Source organism: Staphylococcus sp. HMSC62B09 (genome assembly GCF_001839115.1).
GTDB classification, from domain to species: Bacteria; Bacillota; Bacilli; order Staphylococcales; family Staphylococcaceae; genus Staphylococcus; species Staphylococcus haemolyticus.
Window position 1 is genome coordinate 1 of the sequence record NZ_KV840133.1, and the last position, 23,972, is coordinate 23,972.

Annotated in this window: 22 protein-coding genes and 2 pseudogenes; 2 read left to right on the forward strand and 22 right to left on the reverse strand. The window is 32.2% G+C overall.

From position 1 onward, the window contains the following. Positions 1-170 precede the first annotated feature (170 nt). The 20 genes and pseudogenes from HMPREF3265_RS05825 to HMPREF3265_RS05915 all read right to left on the reverse strand — a co-directional run bounded on the left by HMPREF3265_RS05825 (position 171) and on the right by HMPREF3265_RS05915 (position 20,286). Complete coding sequence (locus tag HMPREF3265_RS05825) at positions 171-1,427, reverse strand: NRAMP family divalent metal transporter (protein WP_070861135.1); 1,257 nt, start codon at positions 1,425-1,427, stop codon at positions 171-173. 12 nt (positions 1,428-1,439) lie between these two features. Then, the gene (gene pxpA / locus HMPREF3265_RS05830) at positions 1,440-2,192 is read right to left on the reverse strand and encodes a 5-oxoprolinase subunit PxpA (protein WP_070861136.1); all 753 of its coding nucleotides are present in this window, start codon (positions 2,190-2,192) and stop codon (positions 1,440-1,442) included. Next, positions 2,192-3,553, reverse strand: coding sequence for an acetyl-CoA carboxylase biotin carboxylase subunit (locus HMPREF3265_RS05835; protein WP_070861137.1), 1,362 nt, complete (start codon positions 3,551-3,553; stop codon positions 2,192-2,194). Before HMPREF3265_RS05835 ends, pxpA begins: the two co-directional genes overlap by 1 nt. Positions 3,554-3,566: 13 nt before the next feature. Further along, positions 3,567-3,797 (reverse strand): annotated as a pseudogene (locus tag HMPREF3265_RS13100) (acetyl-CoA carboxylase biotin carboxyl carrier protein subunit); the annotation flags it as partial. A 107-nt stretch (positions 3,798-3,904) separates the two neighbouring features. Next, positions 3,905-4,016 (reverse strand): annotated as a pseudogene (locus tag HMPREF3265_RS13105) (acetyl-CoA carboxylase biotin carboxyl carrier protein subunit); the annotation flags it as partial. A gap of 3 nt (positions 4,017-4,019) precedes the next feature. Then, positions 4,020-5,024 (reverse strand): 5-oxoprolinase subunit C family protein, encoded by a 1,005-nt coding sequence (locus tag HMPREF3265_RS05845; RefSeq protein WP_070581565.1) that lies wholly within the window; start codon positions 5,022-5,024, stop codon positions 4,020-4,022. After that, the gene (pxpB, locus tag HMPREF3265_RS05850) at positions 5,014-5,742 is read right to left on the reverse strand and encodes a 5-oxoprolinase subunit PxpB (protein ID WP_070581564.1); all 729 of its coding nucleotides are present in this window, start codon (positions 5,740-5,742) and stop codon (positions 5,014-5,016) included. The genes HMPREF3265_RS05845 and pxpB overlap by 11 nt, the downstream gene beginning before the upstream one ends. A gap of 533 nt (positions 5,743-6,275) precedes the next feature. Continuing rightward, a complete protein-coding gene (gene greA / locus HMPREF3265_RS05855) occupies positions 6,276-6,752 on the reverse strand; it encodes a transcription elongation factor GreA (protein ID WP_037536682.1) in 477 nt (158 codons plus the stop codon). Between the two features lie 75 nt (positions 6,753-6,827). Beyond that, a complete protein-coding gene (udk, locus tag HMPREF3265_RS05860) occupies positions 6,828-7,451 on the reverse strand; it encodes a uridine kinase (protein ID WP_070861138.1) in 624 nt (207 codons plus the stop codon). Continuing rightward, positions 7,451-8,719, reverse strand: a complete 1,269-nt coding sequence (locus HMPREF3265_RS05865) for a peptidase U32 family protein (RefSeq protein WP_070861139.1) — start codon at positions 8,717-8,719, stop codon at positions 7,451-7,453. Before HMPREF3265_RS05865 ends, udk begins: the two co-directional genes overlap by 1 nt. A gap of 15 nt (positions 8,720-8,734) precedes the next feature. Continuing rightward, on the reverse strand, positions 8,735-9,658 hold the full coding sequence (locus HMPREF3265_RS05870; protein ID WP_070581562.1) for a peptidase U32 family protein: 924 nt from the start codon (positions 9,656-9,658) through the stop codon (positions 8,735-8,737). A 2-nt stretch (positions 9,659-9,660) separates the two neighbouring features. Beyond that, positions 9,661-10,296, reverse strand: a complete 636-nt coding sequence (locus HMPREF3265_RS05875; protein WP_070581561.1) for an O-methyltransferase — start codon at positions 10,294-10,296, stop codon at positions 9,661-9,663. A gap of 399 nt (positions 10,297-10,695) precedes the next feature. Continuing rightward, positions 10,696-11,010, reverse strand: a complete 315-nt coding sequence (locus HMPREF3265_RS05880; protein ID WP_070839582.1) for a DUF1292 domain-containing protein — start codon at positions 11,008-11,010, stop codon at positions 10,696-10,698. A gap of 14 nt (positions 11,011-11,024) precedes the next feature. Then, positions 11,025-11,453: a Holliday junction resolvase RuvX gene (gene ruvX, locus HMPREF3265_RS05885; RefSeq protein ID WP_070581559.1), complete on the reverse strand. Its 429-nt coding sequence runs from the start codon at positions 11,451-11,453 to the stop codon at positions 11,025-11,027. A gap of 3 nt (positions 11,454-11,456) precedes the next feature. After that, on the reverse strand, positions 11,457-11,717 hold the full coding sequence (locus tag HMPREF3265_RS05890) for an IreB family regulatory phosphoprotein (protein ID WP_070581558.1): 261 nt from the start codon (positions 11,715-11,717) through the stop codon (positions 11,457-11,459). A gap of 66 nt (positions 11,718-11,783) precedes the next feature. After that, positions 11,784-14,414: an alanine--tRNA ligase gene (alaS, locus tag HMPREF3265_RS05895; RefSeq protein ID WP_070861140.1), complete on the reverse strand. Its 2,631-nt coding sequence runs from the start codon at positions 14,412-14,414 to the stop codon at positions 11,784-11,786. 299 nt (positions 14,415-14,713) lie between these two features. After that, positions 14,714-17,155 carry an SF1B family DNA helicase RecD2 gene (locus tag HMPREF3265_RS05900; protein WP_070861141.1) on the reverse strand — a complete coding sequence of 814 codons (2,442 nt, stop codon included), beginning with the start codon at positions 17,153-17,155 and terminating at the stop codon, positions 14,714-14,716. 1 nt (position 17,156) lies between these two features. Then, entirely contained in the window at positions 17,157-17,828 is a 672-nt protein-coding gene (locus HMPREF3265_RS05905) for a tetratricopeptide repeat protein (RefSeq protein WP_176744752.1), read from the reverse strand. Between the two features lie 203 nt (positions 17,829-18,031). Beyond that, positions 18,032-19,144 carry a tRNA 2-thiouridine(34) synthase MnmA gene (mnmA, locus tag HMPREF3265_RS05910; protein WP_070861142.1) on the reverse strand — a complete coding sequence of 371 codons (1,113 nt, stop codon included), beginning with the start codon at positions 19,142-19,144 and terminating at the stop codon, positions 18,032-18,034. A 2-nt stretch (positions 19,145-19,146) separates the two neighbouring features. Then, the gene (locus tag HMPREF3265_RS05915) at positions 19,147-20,286 is read right to left on the reverse strand and encodes a cysteine desulfurase family protein (protein WP_070861143.1); all 1,140 of its coding nucleotides are present in this window, start codon (positions 20,284-20,286) and stop codon (positions 19,147-19,149) included. A gap of 281 nt (positions 20,287-20,567) precedes the next feature. Here HMPREF3265_RS05915 and HMPREF3265_RS05920 point away from each other — a divergent pair, with 281 nt between their 5' ends. Beyond that, on the forward strand, positions 20,568-21,581 hold the full coding sequence (locus HMPREF3265_RS05920) for an LLM class flavin-dependent oxidoreductase (RefSeq protein WP_080287546.1): 1,014 nt from the start codon (positions 20,568-20,570) through the stop codon (positions 21,579-21,581). Between the two features lie 220 nt (positions 21,582-21,801). Here the strand turns inward: HMPREF3265_RS05920 and HMPREF3265_RS12570 are convergent, their stop codons facing one another. Together HMPREF3265_RS12570 and cymR are read right to left on the reverse strand one after the other, a co-directional pair. Then, positions 21,802-21,951 (reverse strand): SAS049 family protein, encoded by a 150-nt coding sequence (locus HMPREF3265_RS12570; protein ID WP_176744751.1) that lies wholly within the window; start codon positions 21,949-21,951, stop codon positions 21,802-21,804. A gap of 140 nt (positions 21,952-22,091) precedes the next feature. Continuing rightward, the gene (gene cymR, locus HMPREF3265_RS05925) at positions 22,092-22,514 is read right to left on the reverse strand and encodes a cysteine metabolism transcriptional regulator CymR (protein ID WP_033080142.1); all 423 of its coding nucleotides are present in this window, start codon (positions 22,512-22,514) and stop codon (positions 22,092-22,094) included. Between the two features lie 85 nt (positions 22,515-22,599). Between cymR and HMPREF3265_RS05930 the strand changes: the two genes are divergently transcribed. Further along, positions 22,600-23,868: a replication-associated recombination protein A gene (locus HMPREF3265_RS05930; protein WP_037550736.1), complete on the forward strand. Its 1,269-nt coding sequence runs from the start codon at positions 22,600-22,602 to the stop codon at positions 23,866-23,868. Positions 23,869-23,972 lie beyond the last annotated feature (104 nt).

The window sequence follows — 23,972 nt, forward strand, 5'->3', positions numbered from 1 at the left end:
TTAGTCATCAGTCCAATTTATTATAGAGCCTATAAAAGCTTTTGAGGTCATGAAGTTAATGCACTAAATTAATTTAAACTTGTAAAAAAAAGACCGTTTCTATTAAAATTTAATAGAAACAGCCTTAAAGAATTATATAAGCACTTTACGGTGTGCTCATTATTGAAAATTTAGCCTTTCCAAAGCGTAGCTAAATCTTGTAGTGAGAAAATACCAGTTACAATTGTTACAATCACTGCTACTATACCGAAAATAAGCATCCATGTAGGGTGTTTGTAGTCTCCGACTATAGATTTTTTACGACTTGCAATTAAAATAGCCCCAAGTGTAATAGGTAAAATCCAACCATTTATTGCACCAGCAATAATAAGTAAACTAATAGGTTTACCAATAAATAAGAAAATCAAAGTCGAAACAACAATAAAGATAATCACAATAAGATTATTTTTAGTCAATAATGATTTATGTAATGTTTTCAAGAATGTAGCACTTGTATATGCTGATCCTATAACAGATGACATAGCAGCAGCAAAAATAACTACACCGAAAATATTTTTACCAATAGGTCCTATTGCATGTTCAAATACAGATGCAGGTGGGTTATCAGTGCTTAATGTTACTCCAGTAACCACAACTCCTAATACTGCAAGGAATAATAATGTTCTCATAATACCGGTTGTTAATATACCAGCAATAGCAGAGCGGTTTACAAATGGTAAGAATTCTTTCCCTTTCATTCCAGAATCTAAAAGTCTGTGTGCACCAGCAAATGTAATATATCCACCCACTGTTCCTCCGACTAGTGTAATAATTGGTAAAATTAATTTAACCGGATGTTCAGGAGCAAATGTGTGAACTAAAGCATCTCCATATGGTGGATTTGAAACAACCATAACATATGCAACTACTAGTATCATAACAACACCTAAAATCATCGTTACAAAATCCATGATTTTTTGTCCACTTTTACTTACAAAGATTAATATTGAGAAGATAGCTGTAATTGCAGCACCCCATTTAATATCTAATCCAAATATAGCATTTAACCCTAGACCAGCACCGGCAATATTACCAATATTAAATGCCAGTCCTCCAAATGCAATTAGTATGGAAATTAAAGTACCAAGACCTGGCATAACTTTATTAGATACTTCTTGTCCACGAAGTCCAGTTACTACAAGCACACGCCAAATATTAATTTGTGCTCCAATATCAATTATAATGGAAATTAATATTGCGAATGCGAAGCTAGCGTAAAATTCTGCAGTGAATACAGCGGTTTGAGTTAGAAAAGCTGGTCCAATGGCTGAAGTTGCCATTAAGAATACAGAACCGTACAGTAATCGTCTGTGATTTTTTGTGAATTTAAATTCCTTTTCATTTGGATTAATTTCTTGATTTGGATTTTGGTTTAAGTTTTCTCCCATAATAGCTCCCCCTTATAAGGATTGAATATCAATGCCTTCTTTCGTTAATTTTTCTCTAATTTGCGATACAAATTCTAGTGCATGAGCCCCATCGCCATGCACACAAATCGTATCAGCTTTTAAATCAATTTCTTTTCCGTTTTTACTAACAACTTTGTTTTCAATTACCATTTTTAAAACTTGATCTAAGGCTTCTTCAGTATTAGTGATTACTGCATCTGCCTCTTTACGACTAACGAGTTGACCATTGTCTTCATATCGTCTGTCAGCAAACACTTCAGATGCAGTACGTAATCCTAATGATTCAGCTTCAGTTATTAATAATGTATTTGATAACCCTACTAAGATTAGTGAAGAATCAAAATCATATACAGCTTGAGCAATTGCATGGGCAATGTTTTTGTCTTTAGCACCCATATTGTAAAGTGCACCGTGAGGTTTAACATGATTAATACGTGTTTGATGTACCTTACAAAATCCATCTAACGCACCAAGTTGATAAACAACTAAATTATAGATTTCTTTTGGTGTAATATCCATGTTGCGACGTCCAAATCCTTTTAAATCTGGTAATCCAGGATGAGCCCCAATACCTACAGCATTGTCTTTGGCAAGTTTAATTGTCTCATACATAACATTTTCATCGCCAGCATGGAAGCCACAAGCAATATTAGCTGATGTAATTAATGGAATGATTTGATTATCTCCACCGAATGAGTAATTTCCAAACGCTTCACCTAAGTCACAATTTAAGTCTATGCGCATTATAACTCCACTCCTTCGATTATTTGATGTTTTTCAAGGAATTTAATATCTACTTCACTTGCATCATCATTTGCATAAAGTGGGTAACTTAAAACTGCATATAAAAAGTCTGCAGTTGTTGTAAATCCTTCTATAACCATTTCATCAAGTGCTACTTTTAATTTGTTTATAGCTGTTTTTCGATCAGTATCTTTTACTATAACTTTAGCAACTAGCGAATCATAATAAGGTGATACTTGATACCCTGGATACAACAGAGAATCGACACGGATGTTGAAACCTTGAGGTAAATGTAGCTTTTTAACTTTACCAGGCGTAGGTTGAAATTTCATTTCTGGATTTTCAGCATTGATACGCGCTTCAATTACATGTCCATTAAACACAATATCATCTTGAGAAAATGGTAATTTATCATGTTGCATTAAGTATAATTGGGCTTGTAATAAATCTCTATCAGCGCGCATCTCTGTAACAGTATGTTCTACTTGAATACGTGCGTTCATTTCAATAAAGTAGTGTGCATCCTTAGTTACTAAAAATTCAATTGTACCTGCACTTCGATAATTTGATGCTTTTGCGACTGCAACTGCATCTGCGCATATCTGTTGGCGTCTCTCTTCAGTTAAAGCGGCACAAGGAGATTCTTCTATTAATTTTTGGTTTTTACGTTGAACCGAGCAATCTCTTTCGCCTAAATGTACATAATTACCTTTACCATCACCAATAATTTGCACTTCCACGTGTTTCGCCACAGGTATAAATGCTTCAACATAAACTCTGTCATCGTTAAAGTATTTTTGTCCTTCGCTTTTCGCTTCTTTAAGGGATTTTTCAAGTTGTTCTGGCTCTTTTACTATACGGATGCCTTTTCCGCCACCACCACTTGCTGCTTTTAAAACAACAGGATAGCCAATTTCTTCAGCTAGTTCCTTTATTTCATCAACTGAATTAACTGCATCTTTAGATCCTGGAATTACAGGAACATCTGCATCATCTACAGTTTGTCGAGCAGTTATTTTATCACCCATTAGTTCCATTGTTTTCTTACTTGGACCAATGAATTGAATATTATTTTCTTCTACTTTTTCAGCAAAAGTTGTACTTTCAGATAAAAAACCATATCCTGGATGGATTGCATTAGCACCTGTAATTTCTGCTGCTCCAATAATTCGCTCAATATTTAAATAACTATCTAAAGGATTTGCTTCACCAATACAAACTGATTGATCAGCTAAACTAACATGTAAACTTTGCTCATCTCCTTTAGCATATATCGCAACGGTCTCGATTCCCATTTCACGACAAGCTCTAATTATACGGACCGCAATTTCTCCTCTATTTGCTACTAAACAACGATACATTTAGCTGTCCCCCTTATTTAACTTTTACTAGTACTTGATCATATTCAACATTTGTACCATGATCTGCTACTATTTCAGCAACTTCTCCATCTACATCGCTAGTTATTTCATTCATAACTTTCATCGCTTCTACATAACCAATAATGTCACCAACTTTAATTTTATCTCCAACTTTAATTTGTGGATCAGTTAACTCTTTACTATCTTGTAAGAAGAAAGTACCCACCATTGGTGAAGAAATTTCTTTAGAAGTTTCTTCACTTGCATTCGTTTGAACTTGTTGTGGATTTTCATCATTTACAGTGTTTGTACTTACTAAGTTTTGGTTTGAAGACACATTAGATGATTGGTAACCCTCAGTGAAATCTAATTCTAATTCGCTTTTATTATCCTTAAATTTAAAACGTTTAACGCCATTTGATTTAACTAAGTTAATAACTTCTTCTATTTTTTTTATATTCATCTATTATTTCTCCTCTTCAATTAATTTTGCTAATTTTTTTGATGTTGCTCGCATTGAATGCATATTAAATATTGGAGCCTTTGTCACTGATTCTAACTTCTCTTCAAAATGTTGATTAAAGTTTTTTAACATAGCATTCGCTTCATCCACAGATATCCATTTAAACTGTATCACATCACCCGGCTTAAATTGAGCTAGTTTTTTAAGATCTAATTGACTCACTGTAGCAATTTTTGTATAACCACCAACTGTTTGTTTATCATTCAAAAGTATTATCGGATTGCCATCATTTGGAACTTGGATACTACCCATCCCTACAGGTTCTGATATGATATCAGCTCCATTATCCGGTGGAATGTTGTCACCGATAAGTCTATATCCCATTCGATCTGATTGATCAGATATTTTATATTCCGATTCAACTAAGGTCTTTCTTTTTTCACGTGAGAAAGCATTTACTTGAGGACCTTCTATAATATGAATAATATTGTCTTGTTCTATTGCATCATAGTCGCTTGATTTTCCAAGATTAACCTTAAAGTTGCTATTTTGCACAACTTTAATATAATCGTCTTTTTTCAAAGCTCTACCATCAAAACCACCTATTTTACTTCTTGTATGTGTAGAGTAGCTACCAGCAACCATTTCAATATCAAGGTGATGACCAAAGAAAATATAACCACGTGCACCCTTTTTTGCTGGTCCAAATTCAAGTACATCGCCTTTATTTGCTAATAAGACATTATTATTGGAAATATTAATATCATTTAACTTTGCATTAAATTGACCACCTGTTATTACAAAGGTGTTAGCTTGAGTAAAAGTCAATGTTGGTCCAATGATAGTAAATTCTAGGCTAGGACCGTTATTTCCGATTAGTTCACGTCCTAAGTTATAACTAAATTGATCCATTGCACCAGACCCGGAGAAACCTAAATGTTGATACCCAAAACGGCCTTTATCTTGAACGGTAGTGAAAAGACCTGGTTTCAAAATCTTAATGCCCACTACGAGTCACCCACTTTTCTTTATTAAATCTTCCATCATTGATTTCACTTTCAATTTGATTATACGTCTTCTCATCTATCGAGTAGAATTTAATATAATCACCAGCTTCATACAATGTCATAGGTTCAGAATATTGATCAAAGACTTTTAAAGGTGTTCTTCCAATAATTTGCCATCCTCCAGGTGAATCAGAAGGATATAAACCTGTTTGATTGTTAGCTATTCCAACTGAACCAGCATTAATTTTAACTCTTGGTTCAGATCTTCTAGGAGTATGAATACGTTCGTCTAAACCACCTAAGAATGGGAAACCAGGCATAAAACCTAGCATATATACAAGGTATTCATTAGTTGAATGGATTTGAACAACTTCTTCTGTAGATAAGTTGTTATAACTAGCTACCTCTTCTAAATCAGGTCCCATTTCTAAGTTATATAATACAGGAATATGTATAACATTTTTTTTAGAGTATGTATCCTCTTTCGAAACTTTGAGCTTATCTAATTCTAATTTTTCAATCAATTGTTTGTAATCGATTGAATCATTATTGAAATTAATCATAATAGCTCGATATGATGGGATAACATCTTTAATATCTGGAATATTTTTGGACAGAATATGTTGTGTAGTTAAATCAACCTCTTGATAATTAACCTCACTTATTTCTTCTTTGAAATAAAGCAATAGCGATTGCTCATTTATAACTTTAACTTCCAATCCATTGCCTCCCCTTTAATATTATTAATTGTATATTTGCGCCTTAAAAAGATGATTTAATATTTTAAATAATCATATTTTACCGATATGTATAAAAAATTATAACATTATAATATCTTAGTTGTTTAATAAGTATTTCAAATTATGAATAATAAAAAAAGCGAGACAAAATGTAATCGCTTACTTTATAGTGTAATTAGCAAATAATTCAATTGTATTTACAACGTTATTTAAGCATATAAAACTAATTTTGTCATGAAAAAGTTCATATTTTCAAATTAATTTGATAAAATATATGAATTTTTGTAACATAAAGTATAATTTTATCTTAAAAATTATCATATTCTAGCTGTTAACTTTTTTAATATCACTTTATTAAAGTTAATACAATAGCATTATTGGGTTATTAAAAAAAGCTATGAAAGAAATCATTGATATTTGATTTCTTCATAGCCAATATAAATATGCATTTAATTAATGTAAATAGCAAAATATTTAAAGAGTTTGTAAAACTTTATTCAGAAAAAATCTATCTATTTAATATTTACAATTTTAACATTAATTTCTCCACCATTTGGTAGAGGCACACGAACTTCATCTTTTAAACTTTTACCAATTAAAGCTTTAGCCATTGGTGATTCATTTGAAATTTTACCGTTGAATGCATCTGACTCTGCAGAGCCCACGATTTGATAGCTTTCTTCTTCATCTCCAGGTAACTCAATGAAAGTAACAGTTTTTCCAATTTGTACAACGTTGTTATCACCAGTATCCTCAATGATTAGAGCATATCTAAGCATATGTTCTATACGTTGAATATCTTGTTCGATAAAACCTTGCTCATCTTTAGCGGCATCATATTCTGAGTTCTCAGATAGGTCACCAAATGAACGTGCTACTTTGATTTTTTCAACAACTTCTGGACGTTTAACTGTTTTTAATTCTTCTAATTCTTTTTCTAATTGTTCATAACCCTCTTGAGTCATTGGATATTGTTTTTGATTTTCCATTATGTCATCTTCCTTTTTCAATTAATATAGTTTAGTCATTAAATATATAGTTTTTTGATACATATTGTAATTTACTTATTGTTTACTAACCAATGTTTGAATTTTAGTAGTCATTATATCAATTGCAACCTTGTTACTTCCACCTTCTGGAATGATAATATCTGCATATTTCTTAGTAGGCTCAATAAATTGATTATGCATTGGTTTGACAACATTTAAATATTGGTTAATTACTGATTCCATAAATCGACCACGTTCTTTAGTATCACGAACTAGTCGTCTAAGAATTCTTAAATCTGCATCAGTATCGACGTATATTTTAACATCCATCATATCACGTAGTGTTTTATTTTCTAAAGCAAATATACCTTCTACGATAATAACATCTTTAGGTTCAAATGCAATGGTTTCTTCACTACGTGTATGATTTGAATAATCATATGTAGGAACTTCGACTGCATGACCATTTCGTAAATCTTTTAAATTTTCAATTAGCAAATCATTATCAAATGCAAAGGGATGGTCATAATTTGTTTCTAATCGCTCTTCAAATGTTAAATGTGATTGATCTTTATAATAATAGTCTTGAGCAAGTAATGCGACACTATGGCCTTCTAAATTCTTCATGATTTCGTTTGTAACTGTTGTTTTACCAGATCCTGAACCACCGGCAATACCAATAATTGTTGTGTTTGCCATTATCTAATTTCCTTTCTCATCATGTTCTTAGGATAAATTGGATGATCTACTTTGATTTGTACAATTTGAAGTGGGTGACGTGCAGCATCTAGACTATTTCCCTCCTCATCATATATGGCATCAATAACTTGTCTAAAACTTTGTATTTCAGGTCCAAAGAATTCAATTTCTTGACCTGGTTTAAAGTGATTTCTTTGTTGTATTGTAGCAATTTGAGTAGTTTCATCATAATCTATTACTAATCCACAAAAATCGTAAGGTGATTTTTTATTTTGTTGAACACCAAACATTTGCTCTTCATATCCTGGTGTACCTTCAAAAAATGCTGGTGCAGTATCTCTATTAGCACATTTATCTAATTCTTTTAACCATTCAGGATTAATTTTAAAATTCTCAGGATCTTCAGCATAAGCATCAATAACTTTTCTATAAACTGATACAACTGTAGCTATATAATGAATAGATTTCATTCGCCCTTCTATTTTTAAAGAGTCGATACCGATTTCCATCATTTGAGGTATTGATTCAATTAATTTTAAATCCTTAGGACTCATAGCAAATGGTACGGTGTCTCCATCTTGATAATAAAGATCAAGTTCACCGTCATTATCTACTTCTAATAAATCGTAATCCCAACGACAACTTTGACAACAACCACCTCTGTTAGAGTCTCTAGCTGTCATATGATTACTAAGTGTACAGCGACCTGAATATGCAATACACATTGCACCATGTATAAATGCTTCAATTTCAATGTCTACATTTTCTTTCATTTCTTTCATTTCCATCGCACCAGTTTCACGTGCTAATACCACTCGATCTAAACCTTCTTCTTTCCAGTATTGAACCGCTTTAGTATTAGACAATGACTGTTGTGTCGATAAGTGTATTTCTAATTTAGGAGCAACTTGCTTACAAGTTTCAATAATTAAAGGATCTGCAACAATGATTCCGGTAGCACCCGTTTTTTCTAATTTAATTAAATAATTTTCCAGACCTTTAATATTCTCGTCATGAGCGATAATATTAGTAGTTACGTAAATTTTTGCATTATATTGACTTGCGAATTCAACGCCTTCTTTAATTTCAGCCATAGTAAAATTATCAGCATTAGAACGCAAACCATATTCTTGACCACCTAAAAATACTGCATCTGCACCATAATGTACTGCAATCTTTAATTTTTCTAAATTACCAGCAGGCGCTAATAATTCGGGCTTTTTAATTTTACTTTTCTCTTGTGTTTGAATTTCAGTCAATGTTTTCATTTTTAGCGCCTCCTTTTAATAAACTGTTTGTTTATATAAAAATCCTTCATCAAATGGACGATGTTCTGGTTGGATTGCTTCAATTGGATCTACTAACATGAATTTTTCATCTTCATATGCTTCAGGATCTTCATTATATAAATCTATAGCTTCTCTGTATTGAGCTGTAACAGTATTTATATATTCTTCACTTTGCAGAATTCCATCTATCTTAAAAGAATCAATTCCAGCTTCAAATAGTGGATCGAGTTCTTCAATTAAGCAGATATCATTTGGAGACATTATATGTGTACCATTAAAATCTTCAAATACAGGATATTTATTATCACGTTCTTCGTCATATAGGAGTAACTCTTTATCATCATTTTCACGTTTAATCTTCATTTGTCTATCTTGGAAAGTATAATAGTTCCCAAGCAACATGCGTTTAGATTGGAACATACAAGTCATCCCATGTACTTGAACTTCAATTTCAACATTTGCATTCTCTTTTATATTTATTATTTCATCTAAGTTTAATTCTCTCGCTAGAAGTGCTCGTTTGGCACCTCTTTTTCCCCAATAGTTACATTGGAAATAGTTAGTTACTATAGTTTCAGCATCCCAATTTAGTGGTATCGGATTATGTTGGTTTTTGACATACATGACGACTGCAGGGTCACCAAATATAATTCGGTCTACTCTAACTTCATGTAAGAAATTAATATAGTCTTCCAATGCATTTAAATGATAATTGTGGAAAATGCCATTTACAGCAACATATATTTTTCTATCATGCTCATGCGCTAATTTGACTGCTTGTTTAATATCCTCACGATTAAACTCTCCTGGTAATCTTAACCCAAATTTTTGTTCACCAATGACAAATGCATCTGCACCAATATCTATTAGTGTTTCTAAATGACTTAATGATTTAGGAGTAACGAGTAATTCCGTCATAATTATTCTCCTTTAATTGATATTGCTAACCCATCATCCATATTTATAAAGTTAGTACTGTAATTTTCTAGACTAATTAGCCAATCATTAAATTTTTGAACTTTTTTAACCATTTGCTTAACATTTCTTGAACGTACGATATCTATATTCGATACAAAACCGTGGTATAGAACATTATCTGTAATGACTAGTCCACCATTTCTTAATAGTGGTGTGTAATATTCAAAAAATTTCTTTGATTGAGCTTTTGCTGCATCAATAAAAATAATATCATATTGTTTATCACTGACTTTGTTATATTGCTCTAAAGCATTTCCCTCTATAAGTCTTATTTGTGATGAGTAGCCATAAGTTTCGAAATTTGATTTAGCTTGTGTAATCATTTTCTCATCACGCTCTATAGTCGTAATATGTATATCATTTGATACGGATGCAAATTGCATTGAACTATACCCTATTGCAGTGCCAATTTCTAGAATGTTTTTTGCACGATGTATCCGAATTAATTGTTTAATCATCTCTAGGGATAATCTATCGACAATTGGTACAGCATTTTGCTCCGCATATTCTCTTAACGTTTCAATTTTATTATCTGTTTTACGATGTATATCCAATAAATACTGCTGGTTAGCTTCCATTAATTTACTTCCTTTTTAAAGACAAAATGACATTAAAAAATAAACCAGTCGATATGGAGTTATCCACTAAACTTTAAAAGTTTTAAATAAACTTAACCGTGCTAGGATAACTTATACTTATAAATGTATGACTGATTTAAATATTTATTAAAACTCATTGTCTACCTATAAGAATTTAACTTTAAATATTTTATCATATATTTGATTGTAATTTAAGATGTAATATGTAAAAAAACACGATTTTATCAATCAAAAAAGGAGCAGAATAGAACTCGAATTGAATTCATTATCCCACTCCTTATATAAAATTTCTGTTCTGAATTATAAATTAAATCACATATTGACAGTTCAGTCAGCTAATTTAAATTTGTTTTAGTATTAAATATTAAATCTAGGAAACTATTCTTCCATGTTTGTGTTAACTACTTCTTCAATCATGTCCCATTCTTCATCAGTCTCGATAGGTACTAATTTACCACCATCACCTGATTCATCAGGTTCATTAATCATTGGAATCAATTCAATCATGTCATCATCGTCAGATTGAGCACCTTCCTCAGCTAAAATAACATATTCTTTTTTAAATTCTGGATGATAAAATTCCAACATTTTACGATATAAAACTTCGTTACCATTTTCATCGAATAAAGTTAATAACTCTTCTTCATTACTAATATCTAATTTTACATCGTGGTTATGATTATGTTCAGTCATTGTTTATTACTCCTTTATTGGATTGAATCTAAATAGCCTTGCAATATAAATACTGCTGCCATTTTATCAATTACTTTTTTTCTTTTTTGTCTAGATACATCTGCTTCAAGTAATGAACGCTCTGCTGCCATAGTACTTAATCGTTCATCCCACATAATTATCTCTATATCAGGTAAGCTTTCTTTGAGTAACTCCTTGTATCTTAACGAAGCTTCTCCACGAAAGCCAATAGAATTATTCATATTCTTAGGTAAACCAATTACTACAGAACCAACGTTATGTTCTTTAATAATGGTCACTAATTGATCTATGCCAAAATCTTCTAGTTCCTCGTTAATTCTTAGAGTGTCCAATCCTTGGGCAGTCCAACCCATTAAATCGCTTATAGCTACGCCAACTGTTTTACTACCTACATCCAAACCCAAAATTTTGTGCGTTAACATATACTAGTTCTTGTTCTCTTTTAAATAATTTGAAACGAGTTCTTCCATGATAACGTCACGATCAATGTGGCGAATTTGATTTCGAGCATCATTTTGACGAGGTATATATGCAGGATCACCTGAGAGTAAATATCCTACAATTTGATTTACAGCATTGTAACCACGCTCTTCTAAAGTTCGGTGTACGTTGTTTAACACTGTTTCAACATTATCTTTCGGAATTTCTTCATAGTCAAACTTCATTGTTTTATCAATATTATCCATAGATGCGACACTCCTCTAAAACGAATTATCTTACATACACCAATTTTACACTAGTTGATTACAAAGTTATAGTTTTTTAATGTAATCTTTAATAAAGCGTAATGCTTCTGAGATATTTTCTGGTTGCGTACCGCCACCTTGAGCCATATCTGGACGACCGCCACCTTTACCACCAACTAATGGTGCCATATTCTTAATGATATCTCCAGCTTTAATTTTATCTGTTTGTTCTTTTGGTACAGTTGCTATTAGTGATACCTTTTCACCTAAATCACTGGCTAAGATTATAATAGCATCTTGTTGTTTAGATTTGAAATCATCCATAGTTTGTCTTATTTCTTTAGCATTAGAAACTTCAACTTCTGTAGCTAGTACTTTAAAGCCATTAATTTCTTCAATTTGATCCTCTATATTGCCCATTTTAAGTGAAGTGATTTCCTTATTTCGTTGTTCTAATTGTTTATGAAGGTTCTTTTCTTCCTCTTGTAGCTGGACAATTTTATCAAATACTTGATTATCAGATTTTACTTTAATTTGATCTTTAATAGAATTAAATTTATTTTGAATATCCTCTAGATGTAAGAACGCTGACTTACCAGTAAATGCTTCAATACGTCTAACGCCTGCACCTGTACCTGATTCACTTATAATCTTGAAAAGCCCAATTTCTGCAGTATTATCAACATGTATACCACCACATAGCTCAATTGAGAACGGTGACATATTAACAACGCGCACAATATCTCCATATTTTTCACCGAATAACGCCATAGCACCAATTTGTTTTGCTTCATTAATAGGCATCTCTTGTATATTAACTGAAATACCTCTCCAAATTTCCTCATTTACACGTCTTTCAACTTTATCAATTTCGTCTTGAGTCATCGGACCAAAATGTGAGAAGTCGAAACGCAAACGCTCACTTTCAACTAACGAACCTGCTTGATTTACATGTTCACCTAATACTTCTTTTAATGCAGCGTGAAGTAAATGAGTGGCACTATGATTTTTTTGGATGTCTTTTCTTTCATCCCTATTAACACTTGCATCTACATCACTATTAACTGTAACTTGACCAAATTGGATGACACCTTGATGTAAGTTTTGACCATTAGGTGCTTTAGTTACTTCAGTTACTTCAATCTCAAAGTTCTCATTACCTACTGTTCCTTTATCAGCTACTTGCCCACCACTAACTGCATAAAATGGAGTTTCTTTTAAAATGAAATATACAGTTTCTCCTGGTTCAGCAGATTCAACTTTCTCTCCATTATAAATTAAATCAGTTAACGTAGTCTGATAATCTGTAGTTTCATATCCGACAAATTTGCTTTCAGTAGTAATGTTTTTAAGAACTTCACTTTGGATTTGCATTGATTGTGAACTTTGTCGAGCTTCTCTAGCTCGTGTACGTTGTTGATCCATTTCTTTTTCAAACGTTGCCATATCCACAGAGATGTTTTCTTGACTAGCTAATTCTTCTGTCAATTCAATTGGGAATCCATAAGTGTCGTATAATTTGAACGCATCTGAACCGTTAATTTCATTATTAGATGATTTAGCTTTAGCTAATAAATTATTCAAAATTGCTAAACCTTCTTGAAGTGTCTCATGGAAACGCTCTTCTTCTGATTTAATAACACGCTTAATAAAATCAGCTTTCTCTTTCACATTTGGATAATATGGCTCCATTATCTCTGCAACGATGTCAACTAACTTATACATAAATGGTTCATTAATGTCGAGAGTTTGACTAAATCTGACTGCTCTACGTAGAAGTCGACGTAAAACGTAACCCCTTCCCTCATTCGCAGGTAAAGCGCCATCAGCAATTGCAAATGCAATTGTACGAATATGGTCCGCTATTACCTTAAAGGCAATATCATGCTCGTTGTTTACTAAATATTTTTTGCCAGCTACATTTTCTACTTCATTAATGATTGGCATAAATAAGTCTGTTTCATAATTTGTTCTTACGTTTTGAGAAACAGAGGCCATTCGTTCAAGCCCCATACCCGTATCAATATTTTTATTTGGTAATGGTGTATAAGTGTTGTCTTTATTATGGTTAAATTCACTAAATACTAAGTTCCAAACTTCTAAATATCTTTCATTTTCCCCACCTGGATACATCTCTTCTGATGGATCATCTTGGCCATATTCATCTCCACGATCATAGAAAATTTCAGTGTTAGGACCAGATGGACCCTCACCGATATCCCAGAAATTACCTTCTATTCTAATAATTCGACTTTCTTCTAATCCAATTTCATCATTCCAAATACGATAAGCTTCAGTATCTTCAGGATGAATAGTTACATATAATTTTTCAGGTTCCATGCTCATCCATTTTTCACTAGTTAAAAATTCCCACGCAAAGTGGATTGCTTCTTTTTTGAAATAATCACCAATTGAAAAGTTACCAAGCATTTCGAAAAATGTATGATGTCGTGCAGTAAATCCTACATTTTCAATATCATTTGTTCTAATTGCTTTTTGAGAATTGACTATTCTAGGCTTTCTTGGTGTTTCTCTACCATCGAAATATTTCTTTAAAGTTGCTACACCTGAATTTATCCATAATAATGTATCGTCATCAATTGGCACTAAAGGGGCTGAAGGTTCAACCATATGACCTTTTTCGACGAAGAAATCAATATATTTTTGACGAATTTCACTAGCCTTTAAATTTTTCATTTCCGACACTCCTATATCAACATATTTTATCTAAAAAACACAAAAAACGTTCATCCTCAAAAAAGGGACGAACGTTTTCGCGGTACCACCCTAGTTATAAACAATCTATCTTTAAGCTACAAAAATTATCGCTTGATAGAAAACATTTATCACTCAATTAAAATATAAAAATGACATGAAGTAGCGTTCAACAATATACATTGCACTTTTCACCAACCAGTACATCTCTATATAAGTTATAATTGCCTACTCATCTTCATGCGAACTTAAGATTATTTTAAGTATTTTCAAACTAAATGTCAACGCTCAGCAAAATCATAAGGAGAAACATCACCCATATTAATCAATGGATTGATTTGATATATAGTAGATTCACTTAAAATGATTTGATCATCTTTTGTATCAACGTCGTAAATTGTATCCATTGCCTCTTCATCTTTATTCACAGAAGTATTTGAAATTGTTACATCACTTTCTTTTTGTTCTATATCAAAATATGACAAGATTAGCTCTTGCAATTGTGTATGTCGTATTTGTCCTTGCGTATTTAATCCAATTTCAAATGCGGTTGAATCTCCAAGTAATACTAATGATTGTTTAGCACGTGTAAGTCCTGTATAAAGTATTGGTCGCTGTAACATTCTAAAATACTGCTTAACGATAGGCATAATTACAATTGGAAATTCAGACCCTTGTGATTTATGAATGGATGTGCAATAAGCATGCGTTAATTCTAATAAATCTTGACGAGTGAAAGTAATCTCGTTACCTTCGAAATCAACAACCATAACATCTTTATTTAAAGCATTTTCTTTAGCCCAAAATATACCAACGATTATTCCTATGTCACCATTGAAGATATTATCATTAGGACGATTAACTAACTGAAGAACCTTGTCACCTTTACGAAACTTTATGTCACCAAATTCAATTTCTCGTGTATCTTGTGCCTTGGGGTTTAAAATATCTTGTAATACTTGATTTAATCTTTTAATACCTGCGTTACCTTTATACATAGGCGCCAAGACTTGAATATCACTCATATCATAACCTTTATTAACTGCACTTGAAACTACTTTTTCAACTACTGTAGGAATTTGATCGACATTACACCTTATAAAACTCCTATCATGATAACGCTTTGTAATATCTATTGGCTCACCATGTTTCATACGATGCGCTAAATCGATGATACTTGAACCATCTTGTTGACGATAAACTTCAGTTAGATTAACTCGTGGTATTGCCTTCGAATCAATAAGATCCTTAAAGATTTGACCTGGTCCAACTGAGGGTAATTGATCTTCATCACCGACTAAAATAATTTGTGCATCTAGAGGAACTGCACTTAAAAATTGGTGAAACAACCATGTATCTACCATAGACATTTCGTCAATAATTATGAGCTTTGCTTTAATTTCATTATCTAGAATGTCTTCTGGTTGTGTTTCTTGATTCCATCCAATTAGACGATGAATTGTCATTGCTTCTAACCCTGTAGATTCTTGTAATCTTTTAGATGCTCTACCTGTCGGAGCTGCCAGGACAATAGGATAGTCATCTTCTTGATAGTCTGAATAATTAAGAGAAAGACCATGTACCTCTGCATAAAGCTCAACGATTCCTTTGATTACTGTTGTTTTACCTGTACCAGGGCCACCGGTTAAAAGCATAATTTTAGAATTAATTGCAGTTTGTAAGGCCTCTTTTTGAGATGGTGCATAAAGCACATTATTACTAGTCTCTATATCCCCTATATGTATCTGCAAATCAGATTGTTCTATTTCTTTTAGCTTATGTTTGTATGTTTTAATTCGATATAAATTTTGAACACTTTTGAGTTCGGAATAATAGAGACTAGGAATGGCGACTCGCTCATTATTTACAATAATTTTTTGTTCCTCATGTAATAATTCGAGAATATTTTCAAGTTGTTTTGAATCGATACTATCACTGGAATGAGTATCCATTAGCATCTCTAATGTCACTTCAATTGCATAATCTAGTGATAAATAGGTGTGACCTTGTTTTATACATTCTTCTTCTAACGTATATAATAATCCTGCTTTCAATCGTTCTGGATCATTAAAACTAATGCCATTATTTCTAGCTAAAGTATCAGCTTTATTAAAACCAATTCCTTTAATATCATAAACGAGTTGATAAGGGTTATTTTCGAGCACGTTTAAAGTCTCGGCTTGGTAAAATTGATATGTCGCCATTGATAATTTAGGTCCGAAGCCTAAATCATGTAATCGAATCATAATTTTTTCGGACTCTTGATTGGCGTTAATTTGATCAGCAATCTGCTTTTGTTTCTTTTTCGGTAAATTTGAAACCTTCTCTAAAACTGATGCGTCTGCCATAATATCATTTATCGCATTTTCACCAAGTGTATTTACAATATTTTGAGCAGTTTTTTTACCTATACCTTTGAATAAGTCACTTGATAAATATGTAATTATAGCATCCTTAGTTTGAGGGACCTCTTTTTCAAAAGTGTCGGCTTTCAATTGCTTGCCATAACGTGGGTGCTCTACCACTTGTCCTTTAAAAGTGTATACATCTCCTTCCACAATATTTGGAAAGAACCCTACAACTGTTGGTAAATTACCAAATGATTCATTAGTCTCAATTGTATCCACTTTAATGACTGTATAGAAATTATTATTATTTTGAAATAAAATAGCATCTACAGTACCTTTAATCATTGAATAATCAAATAGTGTAGGGTCAGACATATTACTCCTCCTCATTCTTTATAGCTTCAAACGTTTTCTTAGCATGTTGACTTAACAAGTGATTTGGATCTATAGATATTGCCTTGTCAAAATAAGACATAGCTAAATCAAGATCTTCAGTATCCATGTAAGTGGCTAAACCAAGATTATATAAAGCATCGACATGCTTTGAATCTATAGATAAAACAATTTTTAATTGATTTATAGCCTGGTTAAACATTTCTAAATGACATAGAGCCAGACCATATTGAAATTGAACTTCTGCATCTTGATTATTATCTAATTCTGCTGCAGTCATAAAGTAAGGTAAAGATTCTTTTGGTGCATCTAATTGGTTAAATGACATACCAATCATGTAATTAGTATCTATTTTATCCATATTGTATTTAGATGCCAATTGATATAGTTTAATAGCATCACGGTATTTATCTTGATCGTAATATAGATTGGCTAAATTGTAATACACTGCACCATTTTTATCATCTATCGTAATTGCTCGTTGAAAGAAACGCTCAGCCTTTTCAATTTCATTAATATCAGCTAATACTATTCCTGCATTGATATAATTTTCAATGGTATTTGGTTCTTCTTCTATGTTTTGAAATAAAGCTTTTAAAGCATCTTCAAGTTGACCATTTTGAATCCACTCATAAATCGTATCTTGTTTCGTTATCATGATTCCACCCAATCCTAAAATTATCTTACGAGAAACGCTGTATTTTATAAAATACAGATGAAGTAGTATTTGGGAGCAAGACATAAACAATATTTTTCGAAAATATATTTCCAGTCAAATACTGCCAATATATATATTTGTAGCCTGAGGCATTGAATTATGTCCCAGGCTCTTAACAACCCCATCTTTTGTTTGTTTAATTAAACAACATAACTTAACTGACCTGTTGTTTTAAATACATCATCGATAGTTGCTCCACCTAGACAAACTTCCTCATCATAAAATACAACGGCTTGTCCCGGTGTGATAGCACGTACTGGTTCATTAAATGTAACGCGTAAAGCATTTTGACGTTCACGTTGAACAAACACCTTAGTATCTTTTTGACGATATCTAAATTTAGCAGTACATTCAAATCCGTTGTCCAAATCAACTGGATTTACGAAAGAAAAATCGGAAGCTATTAAATAATCACTATAGAGTGCATCATGATGGAAACCCTGTTCAACGTATAAAATATTGTCTTCTAAATTTTTACCTACAACGAACCATGGATCACCGTCTCCACCGATACCAAGTCCATGTCTTTGACCAATAGTGTAATACATTAATCCACTATGCATTCCCATTTTTTCGCCATTCAACGTACGCATTTCTCCAGCTTGAGCTGGTAAATATTGTGATAAGAATGTTTTGAAATTACGCTCTCCAATAAAACAGATGCCTGTAGAGTCTTTCTTTTTAGCTGTTGCTAAATCTTGCTTTTCTGCTATTTTACGAACTTCTTTTTTATCAATATCTCCAATTGGAAACATAACTTTAGACAATTGTTGTTGAGATAGTTGATTTAAGAAATAAGTTTGATCTTTATTATTATCTACACCTCGTAACATTTCTACATGGCCATCATCATGACGACGTATTCTTGCGTAATGTCCTGTTGCTACGTAATCTGCGCCCAATTTAAGTGCATGCTCTAGAAAAGCTTTAAACTTAATTTCTTTGTTACACATTACATCTGGATTAGGTGTACGACCTTTTTTATATTCATCTAAGAAATAAGTAAAGACTTTATCCCAATATTCTTGTTCGAAATTAACGGCATAATATGGAATACCAATTTGATTACATACTGCGATAACGTCATTATAGTCTTCTGTTGCAGTACAAACACCATTCTCATCAGTGTCATCCCAGTTTTTCATGAATATTCCAATAACATCATACCCTTGCTCTTTAAGCACATGAGCTGTGACTGAACTGTCAACACCGCCAGACATACCTACAACTACACGTATATCTTTATTAGACACATTTATTCCTCCTTAAATTTATGATATATTTTGTGAATTTCAGCTACGATATATTTTATTTCTTGATCAGTTGTTAATTCATTAAAGCTAAATCTTATTGAGTGTTTAGCACGTTCTTCATCTTCATACATTGCTGCTAAAACATGAGAAGGTGTTGTTGAACCAGCTGTACATGCTGAACCTGAAGATACATAAATGTTAGCTAGATCTAAAAGTGTTAGCATAGTTTCCACGTCTATGAATGGGAAATATAAATTTAGAATATGTCCTGTTGTATCAACCATAGAACCATTTACCTCAAAAGGAATCGCACGTTCTTGTAGGCTAACTAAGAATAATTCTTTTAATTGCATTAAATGTAAATTATTATTATCTCTATTCTTATGTAATAATTCTAGTGCTTTTGTTAAACCAACAATTTGTGCTAAATTTTCTGTTCCTGCACGTCGTTTAGTTTCTTGTTCTCCTCCTAGTTGAGAGTACTCTATTGGGGTTTTATCTCTAACTAATAAGACACCTACACCTTTTGGACCGCCGAATTTATGTGCTGTCAAACTTAAAGTATCCATTTTAAATTCTTTAAAATTAATATCTAAATGTCCGATTGCTTGAACTGCATCTACATGCAATAATGCGTTTGACTCGCTAACAATATCTTCTATATCATACATAGGTTCAACAGTTCCAACTTCATTATTAACAAACATTATTGAAACTAAAATAGTGTCATTTGTTAATGTTTCTTTAAGTTGATCTAAATCTATTGCACCTGTATCATCTACATCTAAATAAGTGACATCATATCCTTCTTTTTCTAATTGTTCAAACACGTGTAAGACAGAATGATGCTCAATTTTAGTTGTAATAATGTGATTTCCAAGATGTTCATTTGCGTAAACTAATCCTTTAATGGCTGTATTATTTGATTCAGTTGCGCCACTTGTAAAAATAACTTCGCTAGGCTTAGCATTCAATAATTTAGCAACTGTTCTTCTTGATTCATCTAGATAACGACGTGCATCTCTTCCTATAGAATGAATAGACGATGGATTACCAAAATGTGATTTATAAATTGTCATCATCTCTTCAATTACTTCTGGTTTGACAGGTGTAGTTGCAGCATAATCTGCATATACTTCCATTTTTAAGTACACTCCTCACAATATTATCAATGTTCCTATAATAGCACCTGAATAGATTTTTTTCTATATAGTTGTTTATAAACATAAATTTTTCCATTGTTTAATATTTTAACATTCAACCACTTTAAAAATTAACCCCACATTAACTTATAAATAATTTTAAATGTACTATTAATTAAAGTATCAATATTTTTTCACTAACATTATCGATTATGAGCATTTCAATATAAATTAAACTACATATCTTGTTAAACTAAACCATATTAATTTTATATGAGGAGATGAAAACTGTGGGTAATCTAAAGGTATCTGCATTAAATTTAGTTCCAATAAGAGAAGGTCAGAGTGATAAAGAAGCAATTGAGGATATGATTAGTTTAGCTCAAAAGTTAGATTCACTTAATTATGAAAGATACTGGATTGCAGAACACCATAACGCACCAAATTTAGTAAGTTCAGCAACTTCTCTATTGATTCAACATACACTTGAACATACGAAACGTATTAAAGTTGGATCTGGAGGGATTATGTTACCAAACCATGCTCCTCTAATAGTTGCGGAGCAATTTGGAACAATGGAAACACTTTTCCCAAACAGAGTTAATCTAGGTTTAGGTAGAGCCCCAGGGACTGATATGATGACAGCTAGCGCATTGAGACGTGACCAGCATAATGGTGTCTATGAGTTTCCTGAAGAAGTTGAACAATTACAAACTTATTTTGGACCTGGAAATAAACAAGCTTATGTAAGAGCTTATCCTGCTGTAGGTAAAAATGTACCTTTATATATTCTTGGATCATCTACTGATTCAGCTCATTTAGCTGCACGTAAGGGATTACCTTATGTCTTTGCTGGACATTTTGCACCTCAGCAAATGAAAGAGGCAATTCAAATATATAAAGAACTATTTGAACCTTCTGACGTATTAGACAAGCCTTATATGATTGTATGCTTGAATGCTATAGTAGCTGAAAGTGATGAAGAAGCTGAATACTTGGCAAGCACATTAGCTCAAGTATTTATTGGTATTGCTCGTGGTAGAATGCAACCATTACAACCACCTACAAATGACTTACAAGCTCTTCTAACACCTAGAGAATTTGAAATGGCTAAACAAAGATTTAATGATTCGCTAATAGGTTCAGAGGAAACAGTTAAAGAGAAGTTGGAAGCATTTATAGAAGAATATGGTGAAATTGAAGAACTCATGGGAATCAGCTATATTTATGATCAAGAAAAGCAATTTGAATCATTCACTCGTTTACAGAATATTATTGAAAAATTGAATCAATAATCAATATTAAAATTTAATATTGATGGATAGTGAGAAAATTAATGCATAATTTGGAGTGGGATATTATTTAATCTCACTCCTTTTATTTGCTTATAAACATATAGGTTTTAGTGCTAAAACAACATTAACTTTAATAAAAATGTTTTGAATTACTTAAATTGTAAATACTTCTTTTGATATAAAAAAGCGATAACATTTAATGTTATCGCTTGAAAACTAATTATTTATCATCTTTTTTGTCATCGTTGTTTTTGTCATCGTTGTTTTTGTCAGTATATTCATTGATTTTGTCTTTAACTTTATCAACTTGTTCGTTATCGCTATTTTTAAATTTTTCTGCTGCGTCTTTCGCTTTATCCATGAATCCCATAATGAAATTCTCCTTTCAAATTTAAGAATATTTATATCGATCAAGTATTATGTTAATTCTGAGATACAAAATAAAGAATGTACCTTACTGTTGTAATTATTATTTACCACACACAATTGTATTTAAACATATTTTTTAAATTAAATATAAAACATGTAACCATCAAGTTTATCATCAGTTTCGACATAGTCTGCTAGATATTTTAAAGTAGTATTATCTAATACTTCTCTAACAGCATCTCTCATTCTTAACCATAACTGTTTTTGTGCAGGTGGTTCTGATTCAATACTTTCGACTATCGTAATAGGACCTTCTAGTAAACGAATAATATCGCCTGCTTTAATTTCGTCAGCTGGTACTCTAAGTTGATAACCACCTTTGGCACCACGAACACTTCGAATTAAACCAGCATTTCTTAAAGGGCCAACTAATTGTTCGAGATATAAATCACTCAAACTGTTTTCTTCAGCAATTGACTTTAAAGATACGCATCCTTGCCCTTCTCTTTTAGCAAGGGAAATCATTAAAGTTAAGCCGTATCTCCCTTTCGTTGATATTTTCATAACATTACCTCACTTAATTCGAATAATATATAATACCATTCTAGCATTTTTTCAGTTAAGATAGTATTAGAAAGGTGTGAAAATAGTGACTACAGAACCTTTAGCTTCAAGAATGAGACCTACTAACATTGACGAAATCATTTCGCAGCAACATTTAGTAGGACCTAGAGGCATTATAAGACGAATGGTTGAAACCAAAAGATTATCATCAATGATATTTTATGGGCCACCAGGAATTGGTAAAACAAGCATTGCAAAAGCAATTTCTGGTAGCACTGATTATAAATTTAGACAATTAAATGCAGTTACAAATTCAAAAAAAGATATGCAAATGGTAGTCGAAGAAGCCAAAATGTCTGGTCAAGTCATTCTTTTATTAGATGAAATTCACCGGTTAGATAAAGCTAAACAAGATTTCTTATTACCACATTTAGAAAATGGCAAAATCGTCCTAATTGGTGCAACAACCTCAAATCCATATCATGCAATCAATCCAGCTATTCGCTCTAGAGCTCAAATATTCGAACTGTATTCATTAGATCATGATGATGTGCGACTCGCAATTAATAGAGCATTAAATGATTCTCAACGTGGCTTAGCTAATTATCATCCCAAAGTAGATGAAGATGCATTAGAATACTTTGCTACGCAAAGTCAAGGAGATGTTAGAAGTGCTTTAAATGCTCTTGAATTGGCTGTTTTAAGTGCTTCAGTTGAAAATGAAATTAGACATATTACGCTTCAAGATGCTAAAGATTGTTTGCAAAAAGGTGCTTTCGTAAGCGATAAAGATGGAGACATGCACTACGATGTTATGAGTGCTTTTCAAAAATCAATAAGAGGTAGTGATGTAAACGCTGCATTACACTATTTAGCAAGATTAATTGAAGCTGGCGATTTACCGACTATTGTAAGACGCTTATTAGTCATTAGTTATGAAGATGTAGGGTTAGCTTCACCTAATGCGGGACAACGTACGCTTGCAGCCATTCAATCGGCAGAGCGACTGGGGTTTCCTGAAGCGAGAATTCCTCTTAGTCAAGCTGTAATTGAACTTTCCTTATCACCTAAATCCAACTCAGCGATCACTGCTATTGACAGTGCACTTAGTGATATACGTAAAGGTAATATTGGCCAAATTCCTGACCATTTACGAGATGGACATTATGCTGGAGCTAAAGATTTAGGTCGTGCCATAGGTTATAAGTACCCTCATAACTATGAAAATGGATACGTCATTCAACAATACTTGCCAGATAAACTCAAAAATAAAATTTATTATGAGCCTAAAACAACATCAAAAAGTGAACAACAATTTAAAACTATTTATGATAATTTAAGAAACAAAAACTAAAAAAGATTATGAATCAATTAGCCATTATAAATGACTTTTAAATGGCTCTATAATAAATTGGACTGATGATTAAAAATCATCAGTCCAATTTTTATGTTTGAATA

Coding starts and splice junctions, on each gene's coding strand:
- HMPREF3265_RS05825 (WP_070861135.1), bottom strand. CDS start 1,427: ATGGGAGAAAACTTAAACCAAAATCCAAATCAAGAAATTAATCCAAAT.
- pxpA (WP_070861136.1), bottom strand. CDS start 2,192: ATGCGCATAGACTTAAATTGTGACTTAGGTGAAGCGTTTGGAAATTAC.
- HMPREF3265_RS05835 (WP_070861137.1), bottom strand. CDS start 3,553: ATGTATCGTTGTTTAGTAGCAAATAGAGGAGAAATTGCGGTCCGTATA.
- greA (WP_037536682.1), bottom strand. CDS start 6,752: ATGGAAAATCAAAAACAATATCCAATGACTCAAGAGGGTTATGAACAA.
- udk (WP_070861138.1), bottom strand. CDS start 7,451: ATGGCAAACACAACAATTATTGGTATTGCCGGTGGTTCAGGATCTGGT.
- HMPREF3265_RS05865 (WP_070861139.1), bottom strand. CDS start 8,719: ATGAAAACATTGACTGAAATTCAAACACAAGAGAAAAGTAAAATTAAA.
- HMPREF3265_RS05870 (WP_070581562.1), bottom strand. CDS start 9,658: ATGACGGAATTACTCGTTACTCCTAAATCATTAAGTCATTTAGAAACA.
- HMPREF3265_RS05875 (WP_070581561.1), bottom strand. CDS start 10,296: ATGGAAGCTAACCAGCAGTATTTATTGGATATACATCGTAAAACAGAT.
- HMPREF3265_RS05880 (WP_070839582.1), bottom strand. CDS start 11,010: ATGACTGAACATAATCATAACCACGATGTAAAATTAGATATTAGTAAT.
- ruvX (WP_070581559.1), bottom strand. CDS start 11,453: ATGTTAACGCACAAAATTTTGGGTTTGGATGTAGGTAGTAAAACAGTT.
- HMPREF3265_RS05890 (WP_070581558.1), bottom strand. CDS start 11,717: ATGGATAATATTGATAAAACAATGAAGTTTGACTATGAAGAAATTCCG.
- alaS (WP_070861140.1), bottom strand. CDS start 14,414: ATGAAAAATTTAAAGGCTAGTGAAATTCGTCAAAAATATATTGATTTC.
- HMPREF3265_RS05900 (WP_070861141.1), bottom strand. CDS start 17,155: ATGTCTGACCCTACACTATTTGATTATTCAATGATTAAAGGTACTGTA.
- HMPREF3265_RS05915 (WP_070861143.1), bottom strand. CDS start 20,286: ATGGAAGTATATGCAGATTATGCTGCAACTACACCTGTCAAACCAGAA.
- HMPREF3265_RS05920 (WP_080287546.1), top strand. CDS start 20,568: ATGAAAACTGTGGGTAATCTAAAGGTATCTGCATTAAATTTAGTTCCA.
- HMPREF3265_RS12570 (WP_176744751.1), bottom strand. CDS start 21,951: ATGGGATTCATGGATAAAGCGAAAGACGCAGCAGAAAAATTTAAAAAT.
- cymR (WP_033080142.1), bottom strand. CDS start 22,514: ATGAAAATATCAACGAAAGGGAGATACGGCTTAACTTTAATGATTTCC.